The following is a 13334-nucleotide window of genomic DNA, read 5'->3' as shown; positions in this document are numbered from 1 at the left end:
GCACCAATTGTGCCGATGTCCCGCCAGGCCTGTCTTGCGGTGACCCGCTGCGCCCGGCTACGCCGCGCTGGCGCTCGCCGCTACCCTGCTTGAGTGGCGGGCCGCGACTACCGCGAATTGGCCGCCGTCTTCGCCGGCGGCGGGCTGGGCGCTGCAGCCCGTGCGGGCCTGACCACGCTCGCGGTCGCAGACCCGACGCGCTGGCCGTGGCCGACGTTCACCGCCAACATCGTCGGCGCCTTCCTGGTGGGTTACTTCACCACCCGGCTGCTGGAGCGGCTGCCGTTGTCGGCCTATCGTCGTCCGCTGCTGGGCACCGGGCTGTGCGGCGGGCTGACCACGTTTTCCACCATGCAGGTCGAGACGTTGAACATGCTCGACCACCAGCGGTACGGCCTGGCCGTCGGCTACCTCGCCACCAGCATCACGCTGGGGCTGCTCGCGGTGTATCTGGCCACCGCACTGGTCCGCCGGGTCCGGGTCCGCTGATGATCGTGTGGATCGGCGTGCTGGTGGCCGGCGGTCTGGGCTCGGTGCTGCGGTTTCTGGTCGACGGCGCGGTGGCCCGCCGGGTGGCGCGCTCGTTTCCGGTCGGGACGTTGGCGGTCAATATCAGCGGCGCCGCGTTGCTCGGGGTGATCAGCGGCCTGGTATTGAGTCGGCAGGCCGCGTTGCTCGCCGACACCGCGTTCGTCGGCTCCTATACGACGTTTTCCACCTGGATGCTGGAAACCCAGCGGCTCAGCGAAGAACGCCAGGTTGCCTATGCCGTGGCCAATATCGTCGTGAGCCTGGTGCTGGGCATGGCCGCGACGCTGCTCGGCCAGTGGATCGCGGGTCGAACATGAACCCCGAGTGCCTGAAACTAACCACCTACTTCAGCGAACGTCAGCGGGTAGCTTCCGATACGGCTGTGCGGCAAGGATTTTTGGCCGATGCATTGCTGAGTCTGTTCGGCAGCCACGAAGTCGCGACCAGCGTGATGCTGCGCGGCATCGCCAGCTTCGGGCCGCGACAGGTGCTGCGCACCGACGAATCGCTGAGCCTGTCCGAGGACCCGCCGGTGACGGTCGCCGCGGTCGATGTCGCGGCCAAGATCCGCGGACTGGTCGATGATGTGGTGGCAATGACCGACCGTGGTCTGGTGACGCTGGAGCGTGCACGGCTGGCCGGTACCGACCCGGTTCTCGACGCCGACGACCGCGACGCCAGCAAGCTCACCGTCTACGTCGGCCGCCAGGAACGCGTCGCGGGGCTACCGGCCTACCGCGCGGTGTGCGATCTGCTCTATCGACACGGATTCGCCGGTGCCGCGGTCTTTCTCGGCGTCGACGGTACCGCGCATGGCCAGCGCTACCGTGCCCGGTTTTTCGGCCGCAATGTCAACGTGCCGTTGATGATCATCGCCATCGGGACGGCGACACAGGTATCGGCGGCCATCGCCGAACTCGGCGCAGTCGTCCCCCATCCGTTGCTGACCGTCGAACGGGTGCGATTGTGCAAACGCGACGGGCAGTTGTTGGCGCGACCGCATCGGCTGCCGACAGCCGATGAGCACGGGCGGGGACTCTGGCAGAAGCTGATGGTGCACACCAGCGAAGCCACCGGGCACGGCGGTCTGCCGATCCACCGCGCGCTCGTACACCAATTGCTGGAGTCGGGCATGGCCCGCGGCGCGACTGTGCTGCGCGGTATCTGGGGATTCCAGGGCGATCATGAGCCGCACGGGGACAAACTCTTTCAGTTGGTGCGACGGGTGCCGGTGGTCACGATCATCATCGACCGGCCGGAATGGATTGTCCGCAGTTTCGACATCGTCGACGAGCTGACCGCCGAGCACGGCACGGTCACCAGTGAGATGGTGCCGGCAGCGGTGTCGCTGGAGGGGCCAGAGCACCACGGTGGTACCCAGCTCGCGCGGCTCGACTACTGACCGCGCAGCCTCGGCACGTCCTCAGGCGAACGCACCAGTGCATACAGCGCCATCCGCCGATTCGCCATGTCGTGTTCGCCGAGAAAGACGCAGCCGGCCCGCTCGCAAAACTTCCGCGCCGTTTTGTTGCGGTGATCGGGATCGAACATGATCCGACGACAGTGCGGATCCTGGCCGAGCACGCTGGCCACGAAGTAGGGCAGTACGTACTGGGCGATTCCTTGGTTCGCGAACTCGTCGTCGGCGATGGCGGCATGTATACCAAGGTCGTAGGGGTCGGCTTTATATTTCGTGGCGATGGAATCCTTTGCAGCCCGGTATAACTCGATATAGGCGTGGTCTTGCCCGTCCTGGCTGGCAAAAAACGGTCGGGAATAGCTGCCGTCAAGCTGAGCGCGTAGGTAACGACGCCAGCGCGACGGCGGCCAGGCCTGTTCCCACGATTCGGCCAGGACCGGCCGGTTCATCCACTCGGCGATCATCTCCGCGTCCGCGGCGGGATCGGCGAGGCGGAAGGCGTACGGTTCGGGCACCTCGGCGACCGAGGGGGGCGGCGGAATGCTGCGGACCTCATCGGAGAGTTCGGTCAGCTCCCGATGCAGGATCGGTTCGGTCTCGGTCATCAATCGCGAGGGTACCCAAGTTCGCCCGATACCAGTCACCACCGTGATTGGTAAGGTGCGCTGCGTAACGTTACGCGTTACACTTGATCGCCGAGGTCAGCACAGCATCCGAATCAACGGCCAATACCGCATCTGCTTCGTCTGGACGCCGACTGGACCGGAACAGGTGGAGATCACCGACTACCACTAGGAGAACAACTTGAGGGACATCCCACCCATCCACCCTGGCCGCATACTCGCCGACCAGTACCTCACCGAACTCGGTCTCTCACAACGGAAGTTGGCTAAGCTCATCGACGTGCCGCCGCGTCGAATCAACCAAATCATCAAGGGTGAGCGCGCCATCACCCCCGACACATCGCTGCGTCTCGGGAAGCTGTTCTGCCAATCCGACACGTTCTGGCTGAACTTGCAGAAGCATTACGAGATTGAGATCGCCCGCGAGACTTCCGACTTGAGCCGAGTGCAGGTTTGGAAGAACGTCGTATAGGCGAGCTCTATGCCAGTCGCGCGAATTCGGTATGCAGCTCATCCAGACGTCGAAGCGTCTGGTCGCGAGGCTCGGTCGGCAGTTCCACCAAAACTTCTTCCACCCCGAGGTGAAGGTAGCCCTCAATATCTTTCGCTGTGTGTTTCCCCCCGTGGATGTTGATCACCGGCACGTCGCGGCCGGCGATAGCGCGCAGTTCCTCAAGCCGACCCGACAGAGCGTTGGCCGATGGGCTCATCGAAATCCAGCCGGCATTGAGCCGGGCGATGCGCCGAAAGCTCGCTGGCCCCCCACCCAGGAATAGCGGCGGGTACGGCCGCGTCACCGGCTTTGGCCAACTGTAGACTGGGTCGAAGTCTACGAATTCCCCGTGGAATTCGGCCTTCTCGTGTGTCCAGATCTCGATCATCGCGCGCAGCCGTTCTTCAACCACGTGTCCGCGCACCGCGGGATCAACACCATGGTTAGCGATTTCTTCGCGCAACCAGCCCACACCCACGCCGAAGCGAAATCGCCCCTCCGAGACCAGGTCCAGGGATGCGACCTCTTTGGCCGTCAGGATCGGATCACGCTGCGGGAGCAACGCGATGCCGGTCCCCAATACCAGCGTCTGGGTGCCTACCGCCGCTGCCGTCAACGCCACGAACGGATCCAGCGTGCGATAGTACTTCGGTGGAATAGGGCCCCCGCCTGGATACGGGGTCTTGGCATCGACCGGGATGTGGGTGTGCTCGGCGAGGAACAGCGACGAAAACCCGCGCTGTTCGAGTCCGGCGCCCAGTTCCACCGGGCTAATGCCTTCGTCGGTAACAAAAGTCAAGACACCGAAACGCATGCTTGCTCCCATCATCACTGCGACTGCTGCGATGGCATCCGACCGGTGGCCGGCGCGTCTGGCGCCGCCGGGCGGCGGGCCGCGCCCCACAGCCCAACTCCAATGCCGATGATCGCGCCGCCAAGACCGACGATCTGTTGTGAGCGTTTCATCTCGTGATGAACGCTCATCCCGCCGAGAAGGTCAGCCGCGTCCGCCCCGCCGGAGGCAAGGAACCAGCCGCGGGTGTTCTTGCCGCGCAGCGCCGCGGCCGCGAGCAGCCCACCGATCAATGCGTCGCGGTAGCCCATCGACCGTAACAGCAGTCGCGCCGTCGGTGACGACTCCTCCGCATCTGCGCCCCAGAGTCGGTTCGCACGGACGGGGTCGACGAGAAACGAGATGCCCGAGGCGAATCGGATGCTTCCCGCGACCAGCGCGGTGCGGTCGATCGACATGCGCTCAGCGCGCTCCACGTATCAACCGACCGGGGCGTGCGCCGGTGTCGACGCCGTCGCGGCGCGTCACGACTCCGTTGACGATCGTGGCGCTGTAGCCGCAGGCCCCCTGCATGAGTCGATGACCGCCGGCCGGCAGGTCGTAGGCCATCCGGGGAGCATGCAGGGTGAGCGCATCCATGTCGATCACGTTGACATCGGCCTTCTTTCCGACCTCGATGACGCCGCGATCCGAAAGCCCGAAGAGCTGCGCGGTGTCGTGAGACTGCTTGCGGATGACGTACTCCAGCGGCAGCTTCTCGCCTCGATGACGATCGCGCGCCCAGTGGGTCAGCAGGAAGGTGGGATATGACGCGTCACAGATCATGCTGCAGTGGGCGCCGCCGTCGGACAACCCGAGGACACCGGCGGGGTGGGTCAGCATCTCGCGGATCGCGTCGTGGTTGCCCTCCGCGTAGTTGTACATGGGCATCAGCAGCATCGCGCCGGCATCGGCTTCCAGCATCAGGTCATACATCGTCGCCAGCGGATCCTCGCCGCGTTCGCGGGCGATCGCGGCCACGGTGCGGTCGGGGGTGGGTTCGTAGTCGGGTGGCTCGCCGAGGGCGTAGAGCCGGTCCGTGGAGTGCTGCGCGAACGCGAACATGGCGTCGAACAACACATTCGGGTCAGGAGGCAGGTCGTCCTCGGACAAGATGGCCGCTCGTACCGCGGGGTCGGCCAGCCGGGCGGCGAGTTCATCGCGGCTGCACTCGGCTTTCAGCCGCCGATAGGTCGGGCGGTGGGTGAAGGCGTGGTGTCCGGGGAACCCGAGCAGCATTCCGAACGGGCGCGCCGCGACCTGCGGATGCAGCCGGCTGCCTTCCTCGTGGGCCGCCGCCGAGATGTCGAGCTGCTCGCGCCAGAGGTTCGGGTCGGCGTCGACCTGGATCAGCGCGAAGCTCAGGGCGACGTCGATCTCGGCGCCCAGCCGCCGCATCCAGTCGATTTCCTTCTTCGGCGCCACGATGTCTTCGCCGGCAGCACCTTGCGGCGCGAGCTCGAAGACCGCCCCGCCACCGGCCGCCATCGCATGGCCCAGCGCGAAGAGTTCGTCTTCGGCCGCAAACGTTCCCGGGACGGGTTCGCCGTCCATCGCGCGGTGCGCGAGCGTGCGTGACGACGAAAATCCCAGCGCACCGGCCTCGACTGCCTCGCGCACCAGCCGGCTCATCACCGCGATGTCGTCCGGGGTCGCGGGCTCGTTGCGGGCGCCACGCTCTCCCATTGCGTACGCGCGAATGGGTCCGTGCGCGATCTGGCTTCCCATGTCGACCGCGAGTTCGCGTTTGCCGATCACGTCGAGGTACTCCGCGTAGCTCTTCCAGCCCCAGGTAATGCCTTCTGTCAGCGCGGTTCCCGGAATGTCTTCCACACCCTCCATCAGTTCGATGAGCCATTGCTCACGCCCGGGCTGCACCGGCGCGAAACCGACGCCGCAGTTGCCGGCAACGACCGTGGTCACGCCGTGGGTGCTGGACGGTTCGAGCAGGTCATCCCAGCTGACCTGTCCGTCGTAGTGGGTGTGGATGTCCACGAACCCCGGCGCGACAATCTTTCCGGTTGCGTCGATCGTCTCAGCGGCCTCGCCTGCCAGCGGCGGGCTATCAGGACCGCGGCGACGAATCTCGGCGATTTTGCCGTCCTTGACGGCGACATCGGCGTCGAAGCGGTCCGCACCCGTTCCGTCCACCACGGTGCCGCCGGTGATCTTGAGATCGAACACGATTACTCCCTTGCCTGCCCCCGCCAGCCGCTACCGTGGCAATGTAACACCGTTACAGAGAAGAGCACAGGCAGTTCGGGAAAGGCGGGAGCTCGATGACGACCCAGGCAACGCCTCGTGCCCGGCGGGAGGATGCGATCGGCACGCCGCCGAAACGGCCCACCCTGGTGCCGGCGGAGCGCTACTACTCCCCGACCTTCGCACAGCTCGAGGTGCAGCGGATGTGGCCGAAAGTCTGGCAGGTCGCCTGCACCGTCGACCATGTCGCCGAACCCGGTGACTACTTCGAATACCGTTGCGGCCCCTATTCGGTGCTGATCGTCCGCGGCGACGACGGCGCGCTGCGCGCTTTCCAGAACGTATGCCGCCACCGGGGCAACTCGCTGTGCACCGGTTCCGGTTCGGACTTACACGAACTGCGGTGCGGTTATCACGGCTGGACGTGGGACCTTTGCGGCGCTCTCAAGCGAATCCCTAACCGCAAGGGATTCGGGGCGATACGGATGTCCGAGCTTCCACTGCTCGCAGTCCGCGTCGACACTTGGGAGCGACTGGTCTTCGTCAATCTCGACGCCGACGCGATGCCCTTGCCCGACTTCTTGGAGGTGGTGCCGCACGACATTGCGTGGTGCAAACTCGGCGAGTTTCGGTGCTACGCGACCATGACCGTCGAGGTCGAAGCGAACTGGAAGACGATCGCCGACGGCTACAGCGAGACCTATCACGTGCAGACGCTGCATTCCGAGCTGCATCGGTGCGTGGACGATGTCTTTGCGCCACAGGTGATCTGGGGACACACGGGTAAGTCCGAGCAGCTCTACGGTGTGCCGAGCCCGCAGCTCAAACAAATACCCACCGACGAAGAGGTGTGGGATGCGTATGTCTGCACCCAGGGAGCGTTGATGGGCGTTGCCGAGGGCACCCCGTTTCCGCGCGACCAACGCCGGCCCGGCCAGTCGGTTGCAGACGTGATCGCGGAGCGCACAAGATCTTTCGCTGCCGAGCGCGGTGTCGACCTGGACTGGGCCAGCACCGACCAGCTGATGCGGCTGCACCAGTACAACGTCTTCCCGAACATGACGCTGCTGACCAACGCCGATCACCTGACGGTCATGACCGCACATCCGGGGCCCGACCCCGATCACGGCGAACTGGTGATGATGTTGTGGACACGCATGCCGCCGGGTGCGCCACGCAGTAAGCCCGCCGACGTTCGGATGAAGGCGGACGATGCCCAACCCGGCTTGGTGCTGACCCAGGACATCACGGTGTTGCCCGGAGTACAGCGCGGTCTGCACCAGCCCGGGTTCACGCACTTGGTGTTGTCCAACGAGGAACGGCGCGTGATCAACATGCACCGCAACCTCGAACGTTACCTGCAGCTAGGTGAAACGACGTGACATCCAAAGGCGAACAAGCCGTCAGCGCCGAGCTGATCCTCGACACCGCGGCCCGCCTGATCGAACTTCACGGGGTGGAGGCATTCACGATGCGCGGCCTCGCCGAACAACTCGGGGTAGCCGTCACCTCGATCTACTGGCATGTCGGGGGCAAAGACAAACTCTTTGACAGCGTGGTCGACCGATTGATCGGCCAGATGGCCAATTTGCCCATCGAGGGTGACACTGCCGTGGAACGTATTGCGTCACTTGCGCGCTCGCAGCGCAGTGCGCTCATCGAGCGACAGCACCTGCTGCGCATCGCGCATGAACGCGACCGGACGCCGATGTTGTTCTTGCCGATTCAGCAGAGGTTGGTGGCGCTGCTGGCTGAACTGGGCGTGACCGGAACCGATGCCGCACTCGTCTTGCGCGCGGTGCAAGTTCACGTCATCTCGTCTGCGGTGATGCAGTTCTCGGCGGTTCGTGGCGCCAAGCACGAGGAGGAGGACCCGTCGCTGTGGGCCGACGACTGGCCCGACCGGGCGCTCGTCGAGGCGCTCCGGTCCCCCACCGACTATGACGCCGTTTTCGAATACGGGCTCAATGCGCTGCTGGCGCCGTTGCGACACAGCCGCTAATGCCTTGCCGGTAGGCAAAGTCCCTAGACGTTATCCCACTGTTCGTCGGTTACATCGGGGATGCAGTGGTAGGCGATCACCGCAGTCCCGGGGTTGGGCACGCCGCCGTTGATGTTGAGACAGGGTCCGAGGGGGCTGGTGACCTGGCCGTTAGCCTGGGAATTCCACTGCTGGTTGGTCGAATTGGTCTGACACGACGACAAGGTCACCGGGGTGTTATCCGCGGCGCTGCTGATGCTCACACACTGTCCGGGGAAGGCCACGCTCTCGATCTGACCGGTGGAGTTGAAAGACCAGAGCTGAGACTTCGACCCGTCGCACGGGTTGATCATCGTCGCAGTGTTGTTCCCATTCGGGCCGTCGAAACACCAATTGCCCATCCGGCTCTTCAACTGAACCGGGTCGGCGGCACTCGCCAAACCAGCGCTGAGCAAAGCCACACCGAACACTGCGCCCGCTACGACAACGGCTCGGCGCACACCACCCATCAACTGTGATTCATGCATTTTGCTCCATCCTCCCGTCCTGGTTCACGTCACGCGCCCACAAGCGGCGCCAACTACACCAAGAACACCACTGTCACGGATGGTTTGTCGCAGATACCAAGATTCTGACCCCCACGATCGAGCAGCAGAACTAAGGGTTCGGCAGTAGATGTGTTTACAACACCGTCGCTTCGGGCATTACATTGCCTGAACAGCCGTAAATTCACTAAGAAGGGGCCAGGGTGACCGTCACAAATCTCGCCGGTTTCGCCACGGCCTGTCAGGACGCCATGAGGGCGGTCCTGCACGCCATGGCCAGCGGTGGGGACGAATGCCGAGGACACCTCTCGGAGGCCAAAGTGGCAGTCGACAAGGCCCTGCACGATGCCCACAGCGGTGAGGAATGGTGCCTGGCCGAACACCTGCGCCGGGGAATCCAGGATGTGCAGGCCCGCGCGCGGGACGCTTCCTGAGCGTTAGGTGTACTGACCGCCGGCCATCCCTCGCGTTCGTTGATTCGCATTGCGTAGGTGAATAGCCTCTAAGCGACGACGATTTCAGGCAACAACGTATGCTCGCCTGCATGAGCAGGCTCGCAGCGGACGCGCCCATTCTGGTACGCGCGGACGGGCCGGTGGCTCGCCTCACCCTCAACCGGCCGGAGAAACGCAACGCCCTCAGCCTCGAGCTCATGGCGGAGCTGATTGCCGGGCTGCAGCGGCTTGGTGCGGATCCCGACGTGCGGGTGATCGTCCTCGATGCGGCCGGCCCGGCGTTTTGCGGGGGTCATGACCTGAGCGAGATGATCGGCCGCGACGTCGTCTTCTACCAGCGGCTGTTCGACGTTTGCACCGAGCTCATGGAGACTATCCACCGCCTCCCCCAACCGGTGATCGCAAAGGTCGAGGGAATGGCCACAGCGGCGGGCTGTCAGCTGGTAGCCGCCTGCGACCTCGCCGTGGCAGCTCAAGGCGCCCGTTTCGCCACCCCGGGAGTCAAGATCGGACTCTTCTGTTCGACTCCGATGGTGCCGTTGTCGCGTGCAATCGGCAGGAAGCGCGCATTGGAGATGTTGCTCACCGGCCAGCCGATCGCCGCTGAGACCGCACTGGATTGGGGCCTGGTGAACCGCGTTGTCCCGGCGGACGCGCTCGAAGACGAGGTCGGCGCCATCGCCGACGCCATCGTGGCTTCGAGCCCGCTGACCGTAGGGCTTGGCAAGGAAGCGTTCTACGCGCAGATCGAGCTCGACGAACACCGGGCCTACGACCTCACCAAGGCCGTCATGACGATGAACGCCCACGCCGACGATGCCCAAGAGGGCATGTGTGCGTTCCTTGAGAAGCGCCCCGCGACGTGGCGTCGGCGCTGATAACTCGAAATGGTCAGTACAACAACGGGTTACGACGCCATCGTGGTGGGATTGGGCGGTATGGGAAGCGCCGCCGCCTATCATCTGGCCGCCCGGGGACGCCGGGTGCTCGGCTTGGAGCGACATGAGCCCGCCCACGATAAGGGATCCAGCCACGGCGGGTCTCGGATCATCCGCCAGGCGTATTTCGAGGGCCCCGGTTATGTTCCGCTATTGCTGCGCGCCTACGAACTCTGGGAGAAGCTGGCCGCCGACTCCCGATGTGACGTCTACCGGCTCACCGGGGGGCTTTTCATCGGGGCACCGGACTGCCTGATCGTGTCCGGTAGCCTGCACGCCAGCCGCCAATGGGATCTACCGCACGAGGTGCTCGACGCCGCCGAGATCACCGCCCGGTTCCCGAACTTCACGCCCCACCGCGAAGACATCGCGATCTACGACCCCAAAGCCGGATTCGCGCGTCCGGAGCTGACCGTGCGCGCACATCTCCAACTCGCCGAGAAAGCCGGGGCCACATTGCGATTCGGCGAAACCGTGCTGGATTGGAGCCAGGCCACGGATGGGGTGCGCGTCAATACCGGCAGTGGGTCTTACAGCGCTGGGCAGTTGGTCTTCTGCCCGGGTGCCTGGACCCCGCAGGTGCTGGGTCAGTTGGGTGTTCCCATCACGGTGGAACGTCAGGTGATGTACTGGCTGGATCCGATCGGCGGTGCTTCGGGCTTCGAGGATCACCCCGTCTTCATCCACGAGAGCGCCTCAGGCATATACACATACGGCTTGCCAGCGATCGACGGACCGCGGGGCGGCGTGAAAGTTGCCTTCGCCCGCAACGGGATCGCCTGTACGCCAGACACCATCGACCGGGTGGTACACGAACGGGAAATCAGCATGATCAGGGCGCGGATCGTTGAGTTGTTACCGGCGCTGGCGGGCAGATGCCTGCGCGCGGCGACCTGTATGTACTCCACTACACCCGACCGGCACTTCGTGATCGGGCGCCACCCGCAGTGCGCCGACGTCATTATGGCGTGTGGATTCTCCGGGCACGGCTTCAAATTCGTCCCGGTGATCGGCGAAATCCTTGCCGACCTGGTCATCGATCGGGCCACCGACCACCCCATCGCGTTGTTCGACCCGCAGAGATTGCCGACGGCATGACCGCTACCGGGGCGGTCGTCAATAGGACCGCAACCGCGCAGCGCTAACACGCAGAAGCTCAAGCGGCTCAATAAACCTCGGTCCCAAAATGCCTGCCGCGTCGAGGAACACGCGCCGGGCCAGGAAGCTCTTCCGGATGCGGCGTGCGGTCATTAACACGAGCAGGTTAATCGCGAGCCTCCCCAGCGCCACCCGAGTCGTTCGCTTCTTCCAGGTTGATGGCGTCGAGCCGGCGCGCCGGCCAAAGTAGTAGCCAATGCACAGTGCTGTCACCAGGGCGGAGATCACCACAAGCGGTGTCATGAAGACGAGCGTCCTTCATCGCTGTCGCGGGAAAGTCACATACGGGATACACCTCGGCGGTTTTTCGTCGGTGGCCCGTTACGGTGGATCGCCATGCAGGTCTTGACCGCTCCCGCGAGTTTCGGTCACTCGGACTGCGAACGCATCGTCGTTGGCGCCGCGCTGGCGCAACCCGTCCTGGCCCTCACCAGCCTGGCCTACGTCGCCGCCGGCATGGCCGTATTGGCGTGGGCAGTACAGGTTAGGGCGCCGCTGGCCGGGGCTGCCGGAGTGGCGCTCGTGGCGGTCGGGGCCGGTAGCTTCGCCTACCACGGGCCCCAGCCGTCGTGGGCGACGTTCGCCCACGACTGGCCCATCGTCGCCGCGGGAGCGGTGTACACCGCCAGCCTGGCCCGGAGCGGGTGCCGGCAGCGGTGGTCGGCCTGGGCGGCACCGGCCGCCGTCTTCGCTTTGGGATTGGCCGCCTACGTCGCAGGACGCTCCGGGTCGCCGCTGTGCCGGCCCGACAGCCTGTGGCAGTACCACGGTGCCTGGCACGTCCTCTCCGCCGCTGCCGCCGGATGGGCCGCCCGGGCCATGGCGCCGGAGCCTCGCCGGTGAGCGTCCACCAGCGCGGCGAGCCGGCGGCGGAGAGAAGCCGGGGCAGCATCCGGCGGCTCAGCGGCCGCGAAACCGAAGCTCCCTCTTCTCCACGAACGCCTGCGCCGCTTCCCGGTGATCTTCTGTCAGGCCTGTATGGATGTGATGTGTGGCCTCGAGGTCCATGCATTCCTCGAGGTTGCCGTGGACCGCCCGGTTGAGGTTCTCTTTCATGTAGCGGTAGGCGATCGACGGACCCTCGGCCAACCGCCGGGCCCGGTCCATCACCTCTTTCTCGAGTTCACCGGCCGGGAAGACGGCGTTGACCAAACCCAGCTTCTCGGCCTCAACGGCCGTGAGCCGCTCGGAGAAGTAGTACAACTCCTTGGCCTTCGCCGGGCCGACCAGTCTGGTCAAAAACCAGGTTCCGCCGTAGTCGCCGGCGAAGGCAACGCGGGCGAAGGCGGTGGTGAAGATGGCGGTTTCGGCCGCGTACCTGAGATCGCAGGCCAAGGCGAGCGCCAGGCCGGCGCCGGCAGCCGGGCCGGGAACCTGGGCGATCGTAGGTTTCGGCATCCGCCACAGCTTCCCGCTGGTCGCCTGCTGGTTCAGCCGCTGCCGGTGGATCGCCACGTCGACCGGTACCGACGGCGCGCCGGAAGATCCCCGGTCGGCCATGGCCTTCACGTCGCCCCCGGCCGAGAAGGCGTCGCCCGCTCCAGTCAGCACCACGCACCCAACCTCATCGCTGAGTTCGACCTGGGCCAGGACGCGTCCCAACGCCTGGAGCATGTCGTTCGAGAAGGCGTTGCGCCTAGACGGCCGATTCATGGTGATCACAGCTACGCCGTCGTCCACCCCGGCCAACAGATCGTCGGTGCCGGTGTCGAGAGCCGTCATGGCGCACGCACTACGAATCGCACTCCGCCGATCTCGGCGACCGGCCCGTCACCGTTCGGCAGGCCCGGCAAGCCGGGTGTCAACCAGATTTCGGTAATGCCTTCGGCCCGGCCGTCGACCGCCGGGACGAACCTCAAGGATTGGCCAGCCGGGTCCAGCCGGACCTCGGCGAGTCCACCCTCCACCTCGGCGCCGAGACCAAGAACGCCGGCCCACCGCTGGGCCGCCGCGGCCGGTTCTTTCACCTCGACCGTGATGCCGGCGATGCCGCCCGCCGGGTGATCGGGCGCCGTTGCGGTCCATGCCGGTCCCGCCCATCGCCACGAGTTGGTCGGCGACGCCCAGTCGAGGGACACGATCGCCCCCGGGATGTCCTTGGGGTGCAAGTGGGTGCCGGCGATGTCGTCGAGGTCGACCTTCCACACCACGCGCAC

Annotated in this window: 18 protein-coding genes and 1 pseudogene; 11 read left to right on the top strand and 8 right to left on the bottom strand. The window is 65.4% G+C overall.

Annotated features, from left to right (window positions below):
* The first annotated feature begins 93 nt into the window (after positions 1–93).
* From crcB (ACRDTL_RS08145) to ACRDTL_RS08135, 3 genes are read left to right on the top strand one after another with little or no spacing between them, the layout of a single operon-like run.
* Positions 94–489, top strand: coding sequence for a fluoride efflux transporter CrcB (gene crcB, locus ACRDTL_RS08145; RefSeq protein WP_431506200.1), 396 nt, complete (start codon positions 94–96; stop codon positions 487–489).
* Entirely contained in the window at positions 489–848 is a 360-nt protein-coding gene (gene crcB, locus ACRDTL_RS08140) for a fluoride efflux transporter CrcB (RefSeq protein WP_431506199.1), read from the top strand. The genes crcB (ACRDTL_RS08145) and crcB (ACRDTL_RS08140) overlap by 1 nt, the downstream gene beginning before the upstream one ends.
* The gene (locus tag ACRDTL_RS08135; RefSeq protein WP_431506233.1) at positions 845–1933 is read left to right on the top strand and encodes a DUF190 domain-containing protein; all 1089 of its coding nucleotides are present in this window, start codon (positions 845–847) and stop codon (positions 1931–1933) included. Before crcB (ACRDTL_RS08140) ends, ACRDTL_RS08135 begins: the two co-directional genes overlap by 4 nt.
* Here ACRDTL_RS08135 and ACRDTL_RS08130 read toward each other — a convergent pair.
* Entirely contained in the window at positions 1927–2556 is a 630-nt protein-coding gene (locus tag ACRDTL_RS08130; RefSeq protein ID WP_431506198.1) for a GNAT family N-acetyltransferase, read from the bottom strand. The genes ACRDTL_RS08135 and ACRDTL_RS08130 overlap by 7 nt on opposite strands.
* 85 nt (positions 2557–2641) lie before the next feature.
* Between ACRDTL_RS08130 and ACRDTL_RS08125 the strand changes: the two are divergent.
* Positions 2642–2746: pseudogene (locus tag ACRDTL_RS08125) on the top strand (type II toxin-antitoxin system RelE/ParE family toxin); the annotation flags it as partial.
* 9 nt (positions 2747–2755) lie between these two features.
* Positions 2756–3046, top strand: a complete 291-nt coding sequence (locus ACRDTL_RS08120) for a HigA family addiction module antitoxin (protein ID WP_431506197.1) — start codon at positions 2756–2758, stop codon at positions 3044–3046.
* Positions 3047–3053: 7 nt separating this feature from the next.
* On the opposite strand, the gene ACRDTL_RS08115 is transcribed toward ACRDTL_RS08120, so the two are convergent.
* The 3 genes from ACRDTL_RS08115 to ACRDTL_RS08105 are packed head-to-tail and all read right to left on the bottom strand — an operon-like array spanning position 3054 to position 6083.
* Complete coding sequence (locus tag ACRDTL_RS08115; RefSeq protein WP_431506196.1) at positions 3054–3881, bottom strand: LLM class F420-dependent oxidoreductase; 828 nt, start codon at positions 3879–3881, stop codon at positions 3054–3056.
* Positions 3882–3895: 14 nt separating this feature from the next.
* On the bottom strand, positions 3896–4318 hold the full coding sequence (locus ACRDTL_RS08110; RefSeq protein WP_431506195.1) for a DUF4267 domain-containing protein: 423 nt from the start codon (positions 4316–4318) through the stop codon (positions 3896–3898).
* Between the two features lie 4 nt (positions 4319–4322).
* Positions 4323–6083: an N-acyl-D-amino-acid deacylase family protein gene (locus ACRDTL_RS08105; RefSeq protein ID WP_431506194.1), complete on the bottom strand. Its 1761-nt coding sequence runs from the start codon at positions 6081–6083 to the stop codon at positions 4323–4325.
* Between the two features lie 95 nt (positions 6084–6178).
* On the opposite strand from ACRDTL_RS08105, the gene ACRDTL_RS08100 reads away from it, so the two are divergent.
* Complete coding sequence (locus ACRDTL_RS08100; RefSeq protein ID WP_431506193.1) at positions 6179–7483, top strand: aromatic ring-hydroxylating oxygenase subunit alpha; 1305 nt, start codon at positions 6179–6181, stop codon at positions 7481–7483.
* Entirely contained in the window at positions 7480–8103 is a 624-nt protein-coding gene (locus ACRDTL_RS08095; protein WP_431506192.1) for a TetR/AcrR family transcriptional regulator, read from the top strand. The genes ACRDTL_RS08100 and ACRDTL_RS08095 overlap by 4 nt, the downstream gene beginning before the upstream one ends.
* 23 nt (positions 8104–8126) lie before the next feature.
* Here ACRDTL_RS08095 and ACRDTL_RS08090 read toward each other — a convergent pair whose 3' ends face one another.
* Positions 8127–8609, bottom strand: a complete 483-nt coding sequence (locus ACRDTL_RS08090) for a ricin-type beta-trefoil lectin domain protein (RefSeq protein ID WP_431506191.1) — start codon at positions 8607–8609, stop codon at positions 8127–8129.
* Between the two features lie 221 nt (positions 8610–8830).
* Between ACRDTL_RS08090 and ACRDTL_RS08085 the strand changes: the two genes are divergently transcribed.
* The 3 genes from ACRDTL_RS08085 (at position 8831) to solA (ending at position 11118) form a co-directional block, all read left to right on the top strand.
* Positions 8831–9061, top strand: a complete 231-nt coding sequence (locus tag ACRDTL_RS08085; RefSeq protein WP_431506190.1) for a hypothetical protein — start codon at positions 8831–8833, stop codon at positions 9059–9061.
* A gap of 110 nt (positions 9062–9171) precedes the next feature.
* Complete coding sequence (locus ACRDTL_RS08080) at positions 9172–9960, top strand: enoyl-CoA hydratase (RefSeq protein ID WP_431506189.1); 789 nt, start codon at positions 9172–9174, stop codon at positions 9958–9960.
* Positions 9961–9969: 9 nt separating this feature from the next.
* The gene (gene solA / locus ACRDTL_RS08075) at positions 9970–11118 is read left to right on the top strand and encodes an N-methyl-L-tryptophan oxidase (RefSeq protein ID WP_431506188.1); all 1149 of its coding nucleotides are present in this window, start codon (positions 9970–9972) and stop codon (positions 11116–11118) included.
* Between the two features lie 18 nt (positions 11119–11136).
* Here solA and ACRDTL_RS08070 read toward each other — a convergent pair whose 3' ends face one another.
* Entirely contained in the window at positions 11137–11421 is a 285-nt protein-coding gene (locus ACRDTL_RS08070) for a hypothetical protein (RefSeq protein ID WP_431506187.1), read from the bottom strand.
* 93 nt (positions 11422–11514) lie between these two features.
* Between ACRDTL_RS08070 and ACRDTL_RS08065 the strand changes: the two genes are divergently transcribed.
* On the top strand, positions 11515–12021 hold the full coding sequence (locus ACRDTL_RS08065; RefSeq protein ID WP_431506186.1) for a hypothetical protein: 507 nt from the start codon (positions 11515–11517) through the stop codon (positions 12019–12021).
* Positions 12022–12078: 57 nt separating this feature from the next.
* Here the strand turns inward: ACRDTL_RS08065 and ACRDTL_RS08060 are convergent, their stop codons facing one another.
* Together ACRDTL_RS08060 and ACRDTL_RS08055 are read right to left on the bottom strand one after the other, a co-directional pair.
* Positions 12079–12900, bottom strand: coding sequence for an enoyl-CoA hydratase (locus ACRDTL_RS08060; RefSeq protein WP_431506185.1), 822 nt, complete (start codon positions 12898–12900; stop codon positions 12079–12081).
* Positions 12897–13334, bottom strand: a 438-nt coding sequence (locus ACRDTL_RS08055; protein WP_431506184.1) for a hypothetical protein, incomplete at its 5' end; no start/stop codon positions are given. The genes ACRDTL_RS08060 and ACRDTL_RS08055, both read right to left, overlap by 4 nt.

Origin of the sequence: Mycobacterium sp. (genome assembly GCF_050700595.1) — a bacterium.
GTDB lineage: Bacteria > Actinomycetota > Actinomycetes > Mycobacteriales > Mycobacteriaceae > Mycobacterium.
The sequence above is the reverse complement of the archived record's forward strand: the minus strand, read 5'-3'. Positions and strand labels throughout refer to the sequence as shown.